This window comes from Gammaproteobacteria bacterium (genome assembly GCA_009845905.1).
GTDB lineage: Bacteria > Pseudomonadota > Gammaproteobacteria > Steroidobacterales > Foliamicaceae > Foliamicus.
Genome location: VXYS01000004.1, coordinates 128,883 through 147,212, shown reverse-complemented (window position 1 = coordinate 147,212; position 18,330 = coordinate 128,883). Strand labels below are relative to the sequence as shown.

Sequence of the window (18,330 nt, the reverse complement as noted above, 5' to 3'; positions counted from 1 at the left end):
CAGGGGGAGTGGTAATTTTTCGTCATGAAGACGGAAACCTGGTCGTCCACGCGGGGCTTTATCCTGGCCGCGGTGGGGGCGGCGGTCGGTCTCGGCAACCTGTGGCGCTTCCCCTACATCGCCGGCAGCAACGGCGGCAGCGCGTTCGTGCTGGTTTACGTCGGCTGGGTGCTGTTGCTCGGCCTGCCGCTGGTCATCGGCGAACTGGCACTGGGGCGGCGCGGCGGGCGCAATGCCGTCCACACGATGCGCGAAGTGGCCGCGCGAGAAGGTCGAAGCGGCGCCTGGGTGCTGATCGGCTGGCTTTCGATCCTCGTTCCGCTGGTGGGCATCACCTACTACAGCATCGTCGCCGGCTGGTCGCTGAACTACACGCTGCTGGCGGCGCAGGGCGCATTCCGGGGGATCAGCGCCGAAGGCTCACAGGCGTTGTTCGGAGAGTTGTTGAGCGATCCCTGGCGTCTGATGTTCTGGCACGGGCTGTTTATTGCCATCGTGGCGGCGATTCTGGCCGGCGGGGTACGCAAGGGTCTGGAGCGGGCCAGCAAGCTGATGATGCCGGGCCTTTTCGCGCTGCTGCTGGTGCTGGTGGGTTGGGCCGCGATTGCGGGCGACTTCGGAAGGGGAATGGCGTTCCTGTTCAGCGCCGACTTCTCCGCGCTTACGCTGGACGGCGTGCTGATGGCGCTGGGTCAGGCGCTGTTCTCGCTGGCGATCGGCGTGGGGATGCTCATCACCTACGGGGCCTACGTGCCGCAGCGCGTGTCGCTGCCGCGGGCCGGCGCGATCATCGCCGGGGCCGACTCGCTGGTGGCGCTGCTTGCGGGAATGGCGATATTCCCCATCGTTTTCGCCGTGGGCCTGGAAGCCAACAGCGGCCCCGGGCTGATCTTCGAGACCCTGCCGGTCGCGTTCGCGGGCATGCCGGGCGGCGTGTTGCTGGGGACCTTGTTCTTCGTGATGCTGAGCCTGGCCGCGATCACGACCGGATTCGGCATGATCGAACCGGCGGTGGCGTGGCTGTCGCGGGACACTTTCCTCTCGCGTCCGCTCGCAACACTGCTCATGGGCTTCCTGACCTGGGCCGTCGGCATGGTATTCGTGCTCTCGTTCAACGTATGGGCCGACGTGAAGCCGCTGGGCGGCATGTTCAGCGAGATGGGCCTGTTCCAGCTCGTCGATTTTCTCGTGGCAAACGTTTTGCTCCCGGTCAACGCCCTGCTGCTGGCCGTGTTCCTGGGCTATTTCTGGTCGCTCGATTCCGCGCGCGGGGAAACGACCCTGAGCGGCCCGTTACTTCGGATCTGGCGCGCCCTCCTGTGGTTGGCGCCCTTCCTGATCCTGATCGTGCTCTGGAGCCTGCTCCGCTGACCTGGGAACGAAGGCGAGACGCCTTCGTTCCCAGGGTGAGAGCATCGCTCTCGCCCACCTTTGCTAAACTTCGCCGCCTGTGCCCGGGTGGCGAAATGGGTATACGCAGGGGACTTGATATTGAGCGCCGGTCGGGAAACCGCCCGATGCACCAGGAGTCAAATTCGGGGAAACCTCAGCACGCAAGGTGGTGGCAATCTCGAGCTAAGCCCCGGTTTCACGGGGAAAGTGTAGAGACTTGACGGCTCCGGCCTACGTCGCTCAATAGCGATACGGCAGAGGGAAAGTCCAGACCCCAAAGGGAGCGCGCCGCGGCGCGCATCCCGCGGCGAAAGCCGTAGCGGGTAAGAAAATCCCCCGGGGGAAACCCCGTGCCGGTTCGAGTCCGGCCCCGGGCACGCAAAGGGGCAAACTGTGTATTTAGACTGACACAACTCGGATCGAAAAGTGAAACCCACCGAATTTATTCGCATGTCCTTGCGACAACTCGTTATGCGCAAGGGCTTGCCCTTTGACGCGCGAATCCCGAATGCGGAAACGATAGACGCATTGGCGGAACCTGCGGAGCGAATGAAACGATTTCGGTCCACGCGCGCGGTCTTCTCTCACCTTGAAACGGCCAGCGACGCCGATCAAGAGGACCGATGAGGGAAATTGCCTACACGAAGAGATTTCGCCAAGACTACAAAAGAATCAAGAAACGAGGCTGGGACGTCCAACGGCTTGAAACCGTCGTTGATGCCTTGGCGAGAGGCCAGCCTCTACCACCTAAGGCCCGACCCCACAAATTGTCAGGCAACTTCAAAGAAGCTTGGGATCTTCATCTGGCTGGAGACTGGATACAGATTTACGAGATTAGCCAAGACCTTCTGATTCTTCGCCGCACCGGAACACACGCCGACCTTTTTCAAAACTAATGGAGTTGCAGTCATGATGACCGTTCCCTCCAGGGTAGTGCAGTGAGCAAGAGCGCATGGATCAGCGCTGGAAAGGTGTCTGCGGCGACCGCCGCGGTCGCTCTTTTGCTGGGCACGGTTTTTCAGGGACAGGCCCAACAGCGTAGCGATATGGCCGATGTCAGGGCCGAGCTTCGCAGCGGCTTTGCGGAAGTCAACGGACGAGTCGGCGCTACGGGTCATGGGGGCGACCATGGGTCCACGATCCCGATGTCGATGCCCTCGAAGTCCCGGACGTTGCGCGTCGCTACGGTCATGCCGCAAGAGCGGGCGATCGCCGCGATCTGGCAGTCCGCCGGCGCGATGGGGCGCCCGGCCGAGCGGCGCGCGGCGGCAATTTCCGCATAATCACGCGCCGCATCACTGTCGAACGGCAGCACACGGCCCTCGAAGGCGTCGCGCACCATCCGTTCAATTTTCGCAATCAGCGTTTCCCGGCGCCGGCCGGCGGTCAGAATCGCTGCGCCGTAGCGTAGTTCCGCTTCGCCGACCGCCGAGAAAAACAGATCTTCAAGGGGATGGTCGGCGGCCCACGCATTGACGGCAGGGTGGGGCGACTTGCGAATCAACTCGGACACGACGTTGGTGTCCAACAGCACAGACACGAGTTACGCTCAATCGAAGGATGGCGGCTCGCGCATCGGACCGCGCGGCGGCAGTTCCAGATCCACACCATTGTCCGGGCCAAAGTACGAGCGGGCGATACTCGCAAGGTTTTTGGAACTCGGCTTGCGCCCGACGGCCTCGCGCAGGATCAGCCGCGCTTCCTCTTCCATGGAACGGCCGTTGCCCGCCGCCCGCACGCGCAACTGCGTCTTCACTTTGTCGTCGAGATTTCGGATCGTGATGCTTGCCATGGTCATGCTCTCCGACAGTCCGGCAATCCAAATTTACGCGATGATTGCAATGCAATCAAGGCGGGAAGTATACGGGATGCCAAGGGAAACACGGCGGCGTGCGCCTTTTTGAATGATTTGACCAGTATTTCAACGCAGCCTTGTGAGTCTGCGCGAACGGGTCGCGAGAATAGAGGGCAACCTTGCGTTGCCCACGGATGCGAGGACTCAGGCAAACATGGCGCCCGAGACTGAAGAGGACGGCTGAGCGCCGGTTTCAGTCAACCACCGGCGAACGCGGCCGGCGGCTTACATGCTGTAGTTCACCGTGAATTTGTAGGTGCGCGGCGGCAGGGCGATGGAGCCGCCCAGGCCTCGTGACCCGGTGATGAAGCTCCGGTCATCCTCGAGGTTTTGCATGGCAAAGCGCGCTTCCCATCGTTCATTGAACTCCAGGCCGACATAGGCATTGATGCGGTTATAGGGGCTTATCAGGAACTCCTGCGTAGCCACGAGGACGTACTCGTCAGTGTGGTAATAGTCCAGCCCCACCTTGATCGCTGCCGCCCTGCCGCCCAGGTCGATATCGCGGATATAGTCAAAACCGACGGCAATCGCGAAGTCGGCGGTCTGAGGAGGTTCCGCTTCCACGCCAAAGGCCGCCACCGAGTTTGCCGGAGCGGTGGTCGGATCGATTTCACGGAACTTGCCGTCCAGAAATGTACCCGTGACGAAAGCGGTGAACCCTTCAAACAGAATTGCCGTGCTCTCCAGTTCAAGCCCCTGGATCGTGACATTTCCGGCGTTCTGGACGGGAAAGGTCGGATTGCCGTCGACGATAACGTTTGCATTGAGCGTTATGTCCGTGCCCCGGTTGACGAAGTAGTTGGCATTCAAACGGAAGCGATTATTGAACATTTCCGTCTTGACGCCGATTTCGTAGGTCCAGTTGGTTTCCGGCCCGTAACTCGATTTAGCGACACTCGTGTTGAAAATATTGATGCCGTTGAATCCGCCCGACTTGAATCCCTTGGCGGCCGACGTGTAAAGCATGAGGCTGTCGACCGCACCCGAGGTGTCAAACTCGTAATCAAGCCCGACCTTGGGTGTCCACGCATCATAGTCCAGGGCTTCCTCGATGAACTCTCCCGGCAGCGGGATAAACAGGAGCTGAAAGTCGAAATCCCACTCCTTGTCCTCGCTGATCCAGCGGATACCGCCGGTGGCGGTGAGCTTGTCGGTAATGGCATAGTCGGCCTGCCCAAAGACCGCATAGGACTCCGTGCCGACATCGATATGGCTCCTGGACACGGCGCCGCCAACGGACGCGAAATACCAGCCGATGTCCTGAGTGGAGTTTTCCTCAAAGTAAAAGGCGCCCACCGTGTAGTTCAGCCTGTCGTCAACAGCGCTGCCTTGCAGCTGCAGTTCCTGGCTGAATTGGTCGGAGTCGGTACCGATAGAAGCGAGAATCGCGCCGGCGCCCGAGAAATCGTTGGCCCAGAAATCGGACGTATCGGCGTACCCCGTGATGGATTTCAGTGTCGTGCGGTCAAAGTCGTAGGACATCGTGAGAGACGTGACGAGCTGTTCGGTATCGCCCCGGGGCTGGTTGGTGATTTCCGTCCGCCCGCCGCCGCTGTAGTCCTGGTCGGGTATGGAAACATCGTAGAGACCACCAAAGGTGGGGACGAGGTCCTCGGACGTATGCTGTCGATTCCGCGGCACACTGGGCGTCGTGGCGGCGACCATTCTGACCGCGTCATTACTGCTGTCGGCATAGGACACGTTAACCGTGGCATCAAAGTTCTCGCCGCCCATGTAGCGCAGCTTGACCCGTCCCGCCCAGTTCTTGTCTTCACCGATGTTTGAATCTGTCGCCAGGTTCGTTCCGTATCCGCTGTGTCCGTTGAACTGGAGAGCGACGGAGCCGGCGAACTCATCCCCAAGGGGACCGCCGGCGCTGGCCGAAGCTTCGTATTGATCGTAATTCCCGAAACCGGCGGATGCTCTCAGCCAGGATTCTTCTCCCGGATCACGGCTGATGAAGCGAATGGCTCCGGCCAGGGTGTTCCGGCCGTAAAGCGTGCCCTGAGGTCCGCGCAGCACCTCTATCCGTTCCACATCCGCAAGTCGGACGTTGTTGCCGTTCAATCGGCCGATATATACGTCGTCCACGTAAATGCCGAACGGAGATTCCGCCACCGCCAGCGATGCATCCTGGACCAGGGAACCGCGCAGTGAGGCCGACAGATTTGTCGGCTGCGTAATGTTGTAGGTCATCTTCAGGCTTGGGACGTAGCGCTCAAGGTCCTGAGCTTCGATAATCTGCCGGTCTTCCAGCTGTTCGATGCCCAGGGCCGACACCGGAATAGGCACCGATTGCAATGACTCTTCACGCTTCTGCGACGTAACGACGATTTCTTCGAGCGCCACGTCTTGTGCCGCTGCAAACTTGGCTGACGCCAGGACGCCCATAAGGCACCACAAGAGGTATCGATGTTGCATGTTGATAATCCTCCACTTATGTCAAATCATTCGCTGCACCCGAGCGGACGATCATGTCAACAAATGATCTTCCGATCCTAGCAGATCAGGTGTCGCAGTCAATTCGGCCGGATCGCGGGCGCTTCGATCTCCGGAAAAGCGCTGTTCTTTTGGAGTCGCGGAAGATCAGGGAGGATGTAGAATGAAATCACTTTTGGCACATAAGCGAGGGGAACTATGGAAGACATGAAGGTGCGCAAGCTCCGGGAGAAGCTGGGAATCTCCGACAGGGACCAGAAGGACGCAGCGGGCAGGGCGATCGGTCCGAATCTGCAATCGAAGATCTCGGGCTATTCGGGGGCAGGCGGCAATTTTGTCTCTGCTCCACCCGTGGACGATGCTGTGGCGGCGGGGACACATGCGGTGGCAGGTGGAAATTTCGTTTCTGCGCCCCCGGCGCCTGATGCCTGAGTAGCAGGAACTCGTCTGTCCTGAAACTGGTGCCTGACCCTGAAGCTGAAGAAGCTTCAGGGAGTTGAATCGAGTGTACCCGTGGCCACTGAAGTAAGAACCGTGAACTTCCGCGAGCTGAATACGCTGGAAGTCATTTTGAAGATCACCGAGCGATGCAATCTGAATTGCGACTATTGCTATTTCTTCAACGCGGGAGACGATAGCTACAAGGGGCACTCGGCGCTTATCTCGAATGACACGGTCGCCCTGTTGGTGCAAAGGCTCAGGGAATTCTCCGAGGAGTACGAGCTTCAACGTATAGCGATTCATCTGCACGGCGGCGAACCGCTTCTGATGCCGAAAGCCCGGTTCGACGGAATTTGCCATGAAATCAGGTCAAATCTGGATTCAGTCGTTGACGTGTCGATGACAATCCAGACCAATGGAATGCTGGTTGATCTCGAGTGGATAGAGATTTTCAACAAGCATTGCATTCAGGTGGGTGTCAGCCTGGACGGGGCAAAGGTGCACAACGACGCCCATCGCCTCGATCACAACGGCAGGTCGTCCTACCAGGCGACCGTTCGCGGCCTGGCCCTGTGCCAGGAACACCTGAATCAGCCTCCCGCGGTCCTGGCCGTGATCGGCGAGGACTTCGATCCCGGGGAAATCTACGACCACTTTCGACACGACCTGAACGTGCGCCAGCTCGACTTCCTGCTTCCCGACCTGAATCACGACAATTTTTCCGGTAACGCGGAAGCCTTCGGCGATTTTCTGATCGAGGTTTTCGACAGGATGGCGAACGACGAGGAGTCGGTGGGCGTTCGGTTCATCGATCATTTTCTGGCTCGAATCTACGGGCAGGGCAACTTCCTGTTCGGCGACGGGAAAGATGACCCGGACCATCTACTGATTACCGTGTCGTCCGATGGCGGAGTCGGCCCGGACGATACGCTGAGATCCACGAAGTACTGGAACGGATATGACTACCGGGACCTGAAGGGTTCCAGCATCGGGGAAATCATCCAGGATCCTCTGTTTCACGAATTCGAGCATTTCAAGAAGACGCCTGCACCTGAATGCTCGGATTGCTGTTGGCGTGACGTCTGCGGCGGCGGCCAGCCCGTTCACCGGTATGGGAGCGGCAATGGATTCGACAACCCCACCGTCTATTGCGAAGGACTGGACAAGTTCTATACCCACGTCGTGAGACACCTGGCCCTGCACGGCGAGCCGCTGGAAAAGTTGGGCGCTGACCTGATCTGAATTGGCGAGGCCGCGGCATGCCCGCGCCGGCGCCCCCAGATCCTCAATGAAAATCTACCTCGACCGCAGGCTGGGTGATGTGCACGACCTGGTTTCGTTCAGCGAAACGCTGGTCTGCGCGCAGGAGCATTACCCGGACACCGTCGACTATAGGCCTGACGCAAGATTGCCGGTCGATTTTCGACGGCTGGACGAATTCGAGGTCGAGAAATACACCGCTTCTCTCGACGAGTTGTCAATCGACGACGAACTGGACTTTGTTGCAATCTTCCCCTGCGACCTGGAATCCGAGCGAGCGCTGGATTTCTCGCCGTTTTTCAGCCTGTCGCTGGTCACCGCGCTCGACCCGTCCATCGACGACGCGAATCGTCCTTCGATTACGGTAGATCGGGTGTCGGGAATGCGGTTGGGCCTGCACCTGGACTCGTGGGACGGACTCGACGTGTCCTCGAGATGGAAAAGCCGGAACCGGATCGTTGTGAACAGGGGCCCTGCGGACCGGTATGTCTACCTGGTGCCTGTGTCCATCGAAGAAATGGCGGTGTCCGTGGCGTCGGCGGAACGCCTCCATCCCGGCGAAGTGGCCGACGCGTATATCCGGAACGCACGGCAGGGTCCCTGTTTGCGGATGCTCCAGTCGGCGAATGTCGCGTATGTTTGCTGCACCGAGCGGCTGGTTCACGATGCTTGCGTGCGCGCAGGCGTCAATCGGGCCGAGAGCCGCCATTACCTCGGCCATTTCGTCAGGAACTAGCCCGCGTTTCGCCCTTGGGGGCTCCTTCCGGTTCGATGCGGATGGTGGCGATGTCCGTTCCGTGATATTGCTGATGCCGGACCGAAGTGGCGTAATGGCGCAGCAGGCGCAGCGGCACCTCGGACTCGTTGGGGAGATCGGCGCCTCCCTCGCTCAGCATGGCGAGCTGGTCTTCCAGGTTGAATTCCGAACCGCCGGCGACAAATTCGAGATCCGTGGCCGAACCGTCCGCCCGGGCAAACAGCAACAGATCGCGCTCGGCCTCCTCCGCCCGGTCGTCCAGCAGGATATGCAGGACTTCTTCGCCGACCGCGCGAAGCCGGAACGTGGTCCGCTCATCCAGATGCGCTTGTTGGGCGAAATCGTGCAGAAACGCATCGATTGCAGGGACCGCCGCGACGGAAAGCGTGGTCCGCAGGCGCCGCGGTCTCGACCGGGTGAGATCCACGAACCCCGAAAGAAGAATGACGGTGATGCCTCCGACCGTCATGCCCTGACCGAGAATCTCACCCCACGCTCCTTCCTGAAGAGCCGGATAGACCAGGTCGAACTGGAACAACACGCCCACCACGACGGCGAATCCGACGATCAGGCGCTTGCGGTAATCGAATCCATCGGCAATCACGATTCGCAGTCCAAGAACGAAAATGAGCGCCATGATTACTGCGAGGTAAGCCCCCACGACCGGTCCCGGTATTGCGACCACCACGGCGACGATTTTCGGCAGGAAAGCCAGGACGGCAAAAACCGCGCCGACGCAAACGCCGACACGGCGCGCGGCCACTCCGGTGATCTCCACAACGGCGATGCAATTGCCGTAAGTGGTGTTCGGTACCGTCCCGCCCAATCCGGACAGGAGGTTGCCGATCCCATCGGCATAGATTGCGCCCTGGATCGAGCGGAAGTCGGTCGCGCGCGGCTTTCGCCATGACACGCGCTGGATGGCGATCGCGTCGCCTAATGTATCCAGGGCGCCGACCAGCGTGACCAGGATGAAACCCGGAAGCAGCGCCCAGAACGTGGCGTCGAAGCTGAGGTCAAGCCCCGGATAGGCACTGAAATCCGGTAGCCCCATCCAGGGCGCGGCCGCAACGCGCGCGGTGTCGTAGATTCCGAACCACGCGCCCGCCAGGCTCCCGGATACAAGGCCGATCGCGGGAGCCCAGAGCCGCCAGATGCCGGACAATCTGAGCGCCAGGAGAACGGAAGCGGCAAGCGTCACCAGCGCCGTTACCGGCGCGGCAGCGGGGGCGGCGGACACGGGCACATTGATCAGCTTGCCGTAAATGATCGGCGCGATGCTCACGGGTATCAGCATGAGCACCGTGCCGGCAACCGTGGGCGTAAAGACTCGCCGCAACATGGCCATCCTCGAGCCGAGAATGAACTGTGTGAAGGCCGCCACGACAATCAGCGTGGCCATCAGCTCGGGGCCTCCGCTGCGGACGGCGCTGATGCCCACCGCGAGATAAGCCGTGGTGCTGCCCATCACCAGGATATAACCGGCGCCGATACGGCCAAATCGCACGGCCTGAATGAACGTGGCCATGCCGCTGACCACCAGCGCGGCGAACAGGGCCCAGTTGAGATAGGCGTCGCTCGCGCCGGCGGTTGTGATGAGGATTGTGGGAGTGAGAACGACGCCGGCCAGCGTCAGCGCCGTATTCTGCAATCCCAGGCCGATAGTGAGGGGCAGGGAGGGCCGGTCGTCCGCTTCAAAGCGCAGCCCTTTGTCGATGCTCGATTCAGTCATTGAAATCCCGGAAGCCCGGATCACCTGCCATTCAAAATATGATGCTGACCGCGCCGTGCCAGGAGAGATCTTCCAGATCCAGCACGGCGCGTCGGTACGCGATTCTCAAATCGCTGCCGTCTCTCCGCAGGATGTACTCGATGGTGCCGACATAGGGCGCTCCTTCGCCGCTGCGGAAACGGTAAACCAGAACGTTCGCGAAAACCGAGAGCTGTCCGTCGCCGGTTTCTTCTACGCGCACGTTTGAAACAAACCGGCGGGTTCGGGACCGCGGATTCTCGCGGTGGGAATAGCGGCTGTTCAGCCGCGCCGCGCGGGCGCGCAGACGGACGATGTCGTCGTCGATGAACACCAGGTCGCGCGTTGGGTCCCCTTCCGGCAGATCCGTGGAGGGAACCACGTAGCGGGCGTCGTCCGTAAACAGATCTACCCACTCCTCCAGCCTCCACTCGTCCAGAAGCGCCGCTTCCCGAAATAGGAATTCCTCTACGCTACCTCGCAACGCGGAACTGCTGTTGGCCGTCATCGTCCGTTGGTCCGGTCATGGCCGCGATCGGTATCTTCCGAACCCTCGGCGGCTTGCGATTCTGCAGACTGCCCGTCCTGCACGTTGGCTTGACTCAGGCCCTGCATATTGGCGTGCCACTGCCGCCAGAATCCCCGCATCTGGAGCTCATCCGCCGTTCCCGGGTTGGGTTTGAGCATGCCTCTTGAGATGTCGGACCACTCGGTCCCCGAGGCCCGGAAACCGGTCTGACACGATTCCAGGACTTCCACGTCATCCGGTGTGGCAAAGCCACCGGGTCCAAGGAAGGTCAGGTAGCTGTCGAGCCGGGTGGCCAGCGTGTCGCCTGACTCCTCCCTGGGCACAAGATGCCAGGCTGTCACCTCCATTCTGTCCGGAGCCAGAGGTTCGATATACCGGATGCTGATGGCCACGAAATCCATAATCAACAGGTTCGGATAGATGAGCAGATTTCGAGAGGTGTCGGCCATCCGGTAGGCGCGCTCTTCTCCGTACTTCTGCACCAGGCGGCGGCGGACCCGCGCTATCCGCGGCTTGGCCTCCTCGCCGAATACCGGATGCCAGCGGGCGATGGGGCGGCCGTTCCGGGATATGTTCTCCGACACGCAGTGGCCATTGCCCAGAGCCAGCCCCGCGCCGGGTGGGCGGGTGGCCAGCGTGTCGCCGCTGTCGTCCGTTCCGAAGCCGGACATGTAATCCACGTAAGTCCGGTGCGTCGGGATCAGGTGGTATCCGTCAAGGCTGTTCTCGGCCAGCAGCTTCCAGTTGGCATTTATCGCGTACTTGTTGGAACCGGAAATCACCCGCATTCCTTCGTCGGCCTGGTCCACGACGAGGTCGAGGTAGTCTCTCGCCCCCGCCAGATAGGTAACGAGGTCTTCGACTTTCGGATTGAAGCTCACAAAGTAAAAGCCCCGGTAGCTTTCGACCCGGGGCGGCTCCTTCAGCCCGTGTTCGCTACGCTTGAAGCGGGGGCCGTAGGCTTCCCGTCCGGGAACGCCGATCAGCTCGCCGCTGGTGCTGAAAGTCCAGGCGTGATAGAAGCATTGCAGAGTTTTGGCATTCCCGGCGTTGCGGCGGCAGACCATTGCACCCCGGTGCGGGCAGGAATTGAGGAATACACGCACACGGCCGTCTTTGCTTCGGATGAAAAACAGCGGCCTGCCGGCCACTGTGCGCCGGCGGTAGTCTCCGGGGTTCTCCACTTCCGATTCGTGGCCCAGGTAGATCCAGCACCGGTTGAAGATCAGTTCCCATTCCCGCCGGAACAGATCGACGGACGTCATGCACGACCGATGGACCCGAAATATTCCGTGGTCCCGGTCGTCGATGATCAGGTCCTGGATGTCCATGAGTTTGCACGTGTCCCGGAATGCCGATTCACAACCGGATAAGGATTTCCGGAGGCGACGGAGTTGCAACCGCCTCTGGCACAGTGAATTTAGCCTGTTTTTCCGGGTCAGGCCACTAGCGATTAAATGGCCCCGTCAGTGGGGACGGGTCACTATCCCGGGCAGCCCGTTTTCCAGTTCCAGGGCTGGACCCGGGTTTCTGCGAAGACATCCGCCTTGCCATAGGGGCTGTCAGCCAGAAACGCGCGCGCCGCCTCCAATGAGGGCGCCTCGACAACCAATAGCAAGCCCACGATGGTCTCCGCGTCGTCAGCCATAGTCGGTCCGGCGTGGAGAACGGCAATTCCGGGGTGCTCAGGATGATTACGCAGATAGTCGGTGTAAGCGCGCTGAATATCGCTGCCTTCCTGTACCAGCCCCGGCTTGTGAGTGACGAAAGCGACGACGTGCATGAGTATTCCCCCGCTATGGATGACCTGTCGCGCCGACAATAGGCGAACTCGTTCCGTTCTGTCAATCGACCGTCCAGCACACGTCGTTGCGGGGCAAATTTGTGCCACTCGCATCACCTGGAGAGCGGCCTCTACATTCCGCGGGTAAGACGCCCTCCGGGCGGCTCCACGCGGACGGTCACGATGTCCGTGTCGTGGTACTGCTGATGCCGGACCGAGGAGGCGAGGTGGCGCAACAGCCGTAGCGAGACGTCCTGTTCGATCATTGCCGCCGCGTTGGCCTCGCCCAGCAGCGCTATCCGGTCCTGTATGTTCTGTTCCCCTTTCGAGGCAACGAACTCCAGCACGGCTCCGCCATCTTCAATGCGCGCCGTTAGGAGCAGCTGCCGCCCAATGTTTGCACCAGGCTCGTCCTGTTGCTGGAGGGTCAGCAATGTTTCTTCGCAGACAGCATCGAGGCGGTCTCTCATCCGTGTATCCCAACCTCTTCGCGATGCGAATGCACCGATAAACTCCCGGATTTCGCGAAGGACGGAGGGATCGAGTTCCACTTCTATCCGGCGGCGTGGCGGCTTCGTCAGCTCAAGGAACGCGGTCATGACAACCGCTACCATGCCGCCGGTCAGCATCCCGTTTTTCAAAAGAGCAGCCGCAAACTCCGAGACCTGCTCGAGAGGTATTGCATCGCTCTGAAAGCCCACGCCGATCCAGAACGAGACGCCGGCAATCAGGCTTTTGCGAAAATCGATTCCATCCTGAATGATCACCCTCATGCCGATAATGAAGATTGTCGCCATGGTGACAGTGATAAAGGCCGTGATGACAGGACCCGGCAGGGCAAGAATCACGGCAAGAGCCTTGGGAACGAATGCCAGAACGAGTAGTGTCGCCCCAAGGGCAAGGCCGATGCGCCGAGAGCTGACCCCGGTAATCTCGACCATGGACGCCCCTGTTGGCCGGAACCCAAGCGGCATCGTGCCCGCCAGGCCCGACAGCAGGTTGCCCACCCCGTCGGCAGCCACGGCGCCCTGCACCGCACGAAAATCAACAGCGCGACTCTCGGGCCAGGACACGCGCTGGATCGCAACGGCGCCACCGATGGTTTGCATCGTGCAGACCAGCGCGACAAACACGAATGCAGGAAGCAGGGCCCAGAAATCGGGAGTGAAACTCAGGTCCAGAGCCGCCCATGCGGGAGTTGGAGTGCCGATCCAGGGAGCCAGAGAAACACGGTCAAAATCATACAGACCGAACGCCGCTGCGACGACCGAGCCGCCGACAATTCCGATGATCGGTGCCCACAACCTTGCCCGGCCCTTTGCCGTGAGTGTGACGCCGACAATGACGACCAGGGTCGTCAACGCACTGAGCGGGGCACCCAGCGCTGGCGTGCCGCTCGGCACATTGTTCAGCTGCTCGAACATGATCGGCATGACCGTAACGGGCGTTAGCATCAGGACTGTCCCCGTTACGGTTGGTGTGAGGATGCGCCGGAACAGTGAGAGGCGTGCGGAGAAAGTGAACTGGACCAGGGCGAGGACAACGACCAGGGTCGCGAGCAACGCGGGGCCGCCGGCAGCGAGGGCGGCAATGCTGACGGCAATGGCGGCCCCGGATGTTCCGATCGCGAGGATGTACCCCGCACCGAACCGTCCGATCCGCCTGGCCTGGACTATCGCAGTAACGCCGGATATCGCGACCGAAGCGAACACAGCCCACAGCAGCGCTTCCTCAGACTGGCCCGCGGCGCGGAACACGACCGTCGGAATCATCACCGCGCCGGGCAGAACCAGGCAGGCGATCTGCAACGCGAGACCCACACTGAGCGGAAACGGGATCTTCGCGTCCGGATGGAGGCGGTCCCGGGAGCGCGTGCCGGATTCGTGGGGTCCCATGTCCTGATTCCTGTTCCTGAGGAGCGCGGCGGCGAATAATCGGGTACTGTATGTCGGCCGCCGGGGTGCCTGGCGAGGCCTCCCCGCTGCTCGTCGAGGCATTTTCGCACACGCATTGGCCAGTTACATTCAATGGCAAACGCACAACCTCCGCAAACAGTTTTCCGTCGCGAACGCTGGCTGAGCCGCTGGTCGATCGGTTCAGCCGCCGCCGCAATACTCTGCGCGCTTCTGAATACCGCGGACGCCGAACCGATCACGCTTCGGCTGCATACCTTCAATTCTCCCAATGCCCTTTCCGTGCGTTCGTTTCTCGTTCCATGGGCCAGGGAACTCGAGGAGCGCTCCGGCGGGAAGGTGCGGGTCCAGGTCTTTCCCGCGATGCAGTTGGGCGGCAAGTTATCGGACCTCTATGGACAGGCACGCGACGGCGTGGTGGACATCGTCTGGACCTCGCCGGGCTACTCGCCGGGACGATTTCCATTGACGGAGGTGTTCGAACTGCCGTTCGTATGCAGCGGTGCGGAAGCGACCAGCCAGGCCATGATGGAGTTCTATCGCAAATGGATGCAGGATGAATATCCGGACACCGTTCCCCTGGTGTTTCATACCACCGCACCCGCCCACATCCACACCACCAATCGGCCGGTCCGCAGGCTCGAGGATCTTTCAGGTGTGAAGATTCGAGTACCTTCGCACGCCAGCGCTGCCACGATCGAGGCGCTGGGCGCCGTTCCGGTCGGCATGCCGGTTTCGGACGTCTATGAGGCGCTGTCGCGCGGAGTTGTGGGCGGCGTATGGGTAGCCTGGTCCATCATGCAGCCCTTCCGCCTCCAGGAGGTGACTCGAAACCATACCGAGGCTTCCCTGGCTTGTGTGCTGTTCGTGATGGCGATGAACAAGGCCCGCTACCTGGGCTTGCCGGAGGACATCAGGAACGCGATCGACGGGTCCACCGGAATGGCGCTTGCCAAACGGCTGGGCCGGCTGTGGCAGGACGATGAGGAACCGGGCCGCAATTTCGCCGTGCAACGCGGCAATGCGCTGTTTCCGCTCTCGGAATCGGAGCGCGAGCGTTGGAGAACGGCCACCATGCCGGTGATCGAAGCCTGGTTGGATAGAGTGGGCGCCATGGGACACGACGGCGACGCCATGCTCGCGGATGCCAGGCGCCTTGTGGCGAAATACGGCAATGAGCCCTGACGGCCGGGTTGGGCGGCTGGCGCGGGCCCTCGCGCTGGCGGGAGGCCTGCTGCTGGTCGGGGTGATGGGGATGACGGTGGTCAGCGTCCTCGGGCGCTATCTGTTCAATGCTCCCGTCCCCGGCGACTATGAAATCACCGAACTCGCCATCGGGATTGCTGTGTTCGCCTTTTTCCCGTACTGCCACATCGCCAACGCCAATATCGTCGTCGAGTTGTTTACCGGGAGAATGCCTCCACGTTTCAAGTCGGCGCTGGACGCGGTGCACAACGTCACGTTCGCGATCGTTGCGGGCCTGATCACCTGGCGCCTGTTCGTCGGTGCGACGCACAAGCTCGACGACGGCGAGACGACCGTGTTTTTGGGCATTCCGGTCCACTGGGCCTATTTCTCGTCCCTGCCAGGGGCCGGACTGCTGACGATGGTCTGCGTTCTGCTGCTCTTTCGCCACCTGAAGTCTTCAGCACGATGACCAGCGTCGAGTTCGGCGCCCTGATGTTCGGCGTCTGCCTGCTGCTGATCGCGCTGAGGATGCCGGTCGCGATAGCCATGTTCGTGACCGGCGGCTTCGGTTTCGCCTCGCTCGCGGGCTGGCCGGCATTCCTCAATCTGCTCAACACCGTGCCTTTCGGTCGCGTATCCAGCTATACGCTGTCGGTTCTGCCGCTGTTCCTGCTGATGGGCCAGTTCGCGACCCGCGCGGGACTCGGCCGCCGCTTGTTCGACTCGGCGCGCGCCTGGACGGGCCATTACCCGGGAGGGCTGGCTATCTCGACCATCTTCGGGAGCGCCGCCTTCGGCTCCGTCTGCGGTTCCTCGATCGCCACCGGCGCGACGATGGCCTCCGTGGCCCTGCCCGAGATGAAGCGCCACAACTATTCCGGCGGTCTGGCCACCGGCTCCCTGGCGGCCGGCGGAACGCTCGGCATCCTGATACCTCCGTCGGTGATCCTGGTGATATACGCCGTCATCACCGAGCAGTCGATCGGCAAGCTGTTTCTTGCCGCGGTGGTGCCGGGACTCATCGCGACGCTTGGATACACGATTGCGATCGCCGCCTATGTGCGGTTCAAGCCCGAGGCCGGTCCCGTGGTCCAGGCGCTGCCGATACGCCAACGCATCCGCAGCCTGGGCATGGTGTGGCCGGTAACGGTCATCTTCATGTCGGTCGTCGGCGGCATCTATTTCGGCCTGTTCACCCCGACGGAGGGCGCCGCCATCGGCGCCGCGGCTACCGGCCTGGTCGCGATCGCGTCGGGCCGGCTGAGTTGGGCGGCCTTCACGTCCTGTCTGCTCGAGACGGCGAAGACCACCGCGATGATCTTCCTCATCCTGATATCCGCGCAAATACTGAACAGTTTTCTGGCGCTCTCACAGGTCACGACCGAGCTGGCTGACGCGCTGACGGGGTCCGGACTGTCGCCGATACTGATACTGGTCGGCATCCTGCTGGTCTACCTGGTGCTTGGCTGCGTGATGGACAGTCTGGCCATGATCCTGTTGACGGTACCGGTCTTTTTCCCGCTGCTGGTCGGGCTCGACCTGGGCTATACGGAGGAGCAGATTGCGATCTGGTTCGGAGTTCTGGCCCTGTTCGCGGTCGAGATCGGCCTGATTACTCCACCTATCGGCCTGAACGTCTACGTGATCAACTCGCTCGACCGCGATACCCCGCTCGGCGAATCGTTCAGAGGCGTCGTCCCATGCCTTTTGAGCGGACTCGTCGTCCTCGCGCTCATTGTCTCCATTCCCGCCCTCTCCCTGTGGTTGCCGGGGCTGTTGTAGTGCTTGCTTGCGTCGCACCGGGGAAACCGGCGCCATGAACGAACCGACGCTGGCCGCGCGGGTGAACCGCCTGGGCACGGAAAGCGCATTCGACGTGCTCATGCGTGCGAACCGGCTGGCGGCAGAGGGTCGCGACGTCATCAACCTGGGAATCGGACAGCCTGACGCCAAACCGCCGGCGACGGCGATCGAGGCCGCGCGCAAGGCGCTGCGGGACGGCGATCATGGCTATACCGATCCGCCGGGTCTGCCCGTACTTCGGGAAGCGGTTGCGGCCGATCTACACGGGCGGCTTGGCGTCGACGTCGCGCCCGACCGGGTCTTCGTCACGCCCGGCGCCAAACCGGTCATGTTCTTTGCGATGCTCCTGTTCGGCGAGTCCGGGTCGGAAATCCTTTTTCCGGACCCCGGGTTTCCGATCTATCGCTCGATGATTGATTTTTCCGGAGCCACGGCGGTGCCGTATCGGCTGGAAGAATCGCGCGGTTTTTCTCTCGATCCGGATTCGGTTCTGCCGCAGGTCACGGAGCGCACGCGACTCATCATCCTGAACTCACCGGCCAACCCAACCGGCGGGGTAACGGCCAGGCAGGACATGGATCGCCTGGTCGAAGGACTGCTGGATCACCCCCAGGTCGCGATTCTGTCCGACGAGATCTATGACCGGATCTACTTTGGCGAACGCCGCCCTCCGAGCCTTCTCGACTACCCCGGGATTCGCGACCGGCTGATCGTGCTGAACGGCTGGAGCAAGACCTACGCTATGACGGGATGGCGGCTGGGGTACTCGGTATGGCCACGGCAACTCATGGACAAGGTCACGCGGCTGGCCATCAACTGTCATTCCTGCGTGAATACGGCCGCTCAAATGGGCGGTCTTGCGGCGCTGGAGGGGCCCCAGGACAGCGTGTCCGCAATGGTGTCGGAATTTGCGTCGCGCCGGACACGACTGGTCAACCGGCTGAACGCGCTTTCCCCGTTCTCGTGCCGGACGCCGGGCGGCGCGTTCTACGTTTTTCCGAACATCACGAAAACGGGCTTGTCGGGGCGCGCCTTTCAGGACCGCCTCCTGGAGGAAGCGGGCGTTGCACTGATCGACGGAACGAGTTTCGGCGCCGCCGGGAAGGGATTCGTCAGGATTTCATTCGCGCTCGATCAACCCCGTATCGACCAGGGCATGGATCGTATCGCCCGGTTCGTTTCAAGCCTGTAGTAGCGCTCGCGTCAGGCGAGCGCGC

18 protein-coding genes and 1 pseudogene are annotated in these 18,330 nt (G+C 61.5%); 10 read left to right on the top strand and 9 right to left on the bottom strand.

Annotated features, from left to right (window positions below):
* Positions 1-24: 24 nt before the first annotated feature.
* Complete coding sequence (locus tag F4036_02200) at positions 25-1,371, top strand: sodium-dependent transporter (protein MYK36554.1); 1,347 nt, start codon at positions 25-27, stop codon at positions 1,369-1,371.
* 217 nt (positions 1,372-1,588) lie between these two features.
* On the opposite strand, the pseudogene F4036_02195 reads toward F4036_02200, so the two are convergent.
* Positions 1,589-1,770, bottom strand: a pseudogene (locus F4036_02195) (hypothetical protein).
* Between the two features lie 48 nt (positions 1,771-1,818).
* On the opposite strand from F4036_02195, the gene F4036_02190 reads away from it, so the two are divergent.
* A complete protein-coding gene (locus F4036_02190; protein ID MYK36553.1) occupies positions 1,819-2,019 on the top strand; it encodes a hypothetical protein in 201 nt (66 codons plus the stop codon).
* A complete protein-coding gene (locus F4036_02185) occupies positions 2,016-2,288 on the top strand; it encodes a type II toxin-antitoxin system YafQ family toxin (GenBank protein MYK36552.1) in 273 nt (90 codons plus the stop codon). The genes F4036_02190 and F4036_02185 overlap by 4 nt, the downstream gene beginning before the upstream one ends.
* Positions 2,289-2,506: 218 nt before the next feature.
* Here F4036_02185 and F4036_02180 read toward each other — a convergent pair whose 3' ends face one another.
* The 3 genes from F4036_02180 to F4036_02170 form a co-directional block, all read right to left on the bottom strand.
* Entirely contained in the window at positions 2,507-2,932 is a 426-nt protein-coding gene (locus F4036_02180; protein ID MYK36551.1) for a type II toxin-antitoxin system VapC family toxin, read from the bottom strand.
* A gap of 9 nt (positions 2,933-2,941) precedes the next feature.
* Positions 2,942-3,184, bottom strand: a complete 243-nt coding sequence (locus tag F4036_02175; protein ID MYK36550.1) for a plasmid stabilization protein — start codon at positions 3,182-3,184, stop codon at positions 2,942-2,944.
* Between the two features lie 288 nt (positions 3,185-3,472).
* Positions 3,473-5,671 (bottom strand): TonB-dependent receptor, encoded by a 2,199-nt coding sequence (locus F4036_02170; GenBank protein ID MYK36549.1) that lies wholly within the window; start codon positions 5,669-5,671, stop codon positions 3,473-3,475.
* A 216-nt stretch (positions 5,672-5,887) separates the two neighbouring features.
* Between F4036_02170 and F4036_02165 the strand changes: the two genes are divergently transcribed.
* Genes F4036_02165 through F4036_02155 form a run of 3 tightly spaced genes read left to right on the top strand, consistent with a single transcriptional unit; the run spans position 5,888 to position 8,126 of the window.
* Positions 5,888-6,121: a hypothetical protein gene (locus tag F4036_02165; GenBank protein MYK36548.1), complete on the top strand. Its 234-nt coding sequence runs from the start codon at positions 5,888-5,890 to the stop codon at positions 6,119-6,121.
* Positions 6,122-6,154: 33 nt separating this feature from the next.
* Positions 6,155-7,372, top strand: a complete 1,218-nt coding sequence (locus F4036_02160; protein ID MYK36547.1) for a radical SAM protein — start codon at positions 6,155-6,157, stop codon at positions 7,370-7,372.
* A gap of 46 nt (positions 7,373-7,418) precedes the next feature.
* Positions 7,419-8,126, top strand: a complete 708-nt coding sequence (locus tag F4036_02155) for a hypothetical protein (GenBank protein ID MYK36546.1) — start codon at positions 7,419-7,421, stop codon at positions 8,124-8,126.
* Here F4036_02155 and F4036_02150 read toward each other — a convergent pair.
* The 5 genes from F4036_02150 to F4036_02130 all read right to left on the bottom strand — a co-directional run bounded on the left by F4036_02150 (position 8,116) and on the right by F4036_02130 (position 14,206).
* Positions 8,116-9,879: a hypothetical protein gene (locus F4036_02150; protein MYK36545.1), complete on the bottom strand. Its 1,764-nt coding sequence runs from the start codon at positions 9,877-9,879 to the stop codon at positions 8,116-8,118. The genes F4036_02155 and F4036_02150 overlap by 11 nt on opposite strands.
* Positions 9,880-9,910: 31 nt before the next feature.
* Positions 9,911-10,405 (bottom strand): aromatic-ring-hydroxylating dioxygenase subunit beta, encoded by a 495-nt coding sequence (locus tag F4036_02145; GenBank protein ID MYK36544.1) that lies wholly within the window; start codon positions 10,403-10,405, stop codon positions 9,911-9,913.
* Positions 10,402-11,757 (bottom strand): Rieske 2Fe-2S domain-containing protein, encoded by a 1,356-nt coding sequence (locus F4036_02140; protein ID MYK36543.1) that lies wholly within the window; start codon positions 11,755-11,757, stop codon positions 10,402-10,404. The genes F4036_02145 and F4036_02140 overlap by 4 nt, the downstream gene beginning before the upstream one ends.
* Before the next feature lie 152 nt (positions 11,758-11,909).
* Complete coding sequence (locus F4036_02135) at positions 11,910-12,326, bottom strand: hypothetical protein (GenBank protein ID MYK36542.1); 417 nt, start codon at positions 12,324-12,326, stop codon at positions 11,910-11,912.
* Positions 12,327-12,340: 14 nt separating this feature from the next.
* Positions 12,341-14,206, bottom strand: coding sequence for a hypothetical protein (locus F4036_02130; GenBank protein MYK36541.1), 1,866 nt, complete (start codon positions 14,204-14,206; stop codon positions 12,341-12,343).
* Between the two features lie 30 nt (positions 14,207-14,236).
* Between F4036_02130 and F4036_02125 the strand changes: the two genes are divergently transcribed.
* The 4 genes from F4036_02125 to F4036_02110 are packed head-to-tail and all read left to right on the top strand — an operon-like array spanning position 14,237 to position 18,305.
* Entirely contained in the window at positions 14,237-15,307 is a 1,071-nt protein-coding gene (locus F4036_02125; GenBank protein MYK36540.1) for a TRAP transporter substrate-binding protein, read from the top strand.
* Positions 15,267-15,779 (top strand): TRAP transporter small permease, encoded by a 513-nt coding sequence (locus tag F4036_02120; protein MYK36539.1) that lies wholly within the window; start codon positions 15,267-15,269, stop codon positions 15,777-15,779. The genes F4036_02125 and F4036_02120 overlap by 41 nt, the downstream gene beginning before the upstream one ends.
* Positions 15,776-17,092, top strand: coding sequence for a TRAP transporter large permease (locus F4036_02115; GenBank protein ID MYK36538.1), 1,317 nt, complete (start codon positions 15,776-15,778; stop codon positions 17,090-17,092). Before F4036_02120 ends, F4036_02115 begins: the two co-directional genes overlap by 4 nt.
* Positions 17,093-17,126: 34 nt before the next feature.
* Positions 17,127-18,305: a pyridoxal phosphate-dependent aminotransferase gene (locus F4036_02110; protein MYK36537.1), complete on the top strand. Its 1,179-nt coding sequence runs from the start codon at positions 17,127-17,129 to the stop codon at positions 18,303-18,305.
* Positions 18,306-18,330 lie beyond the last annotated feature (25 nt).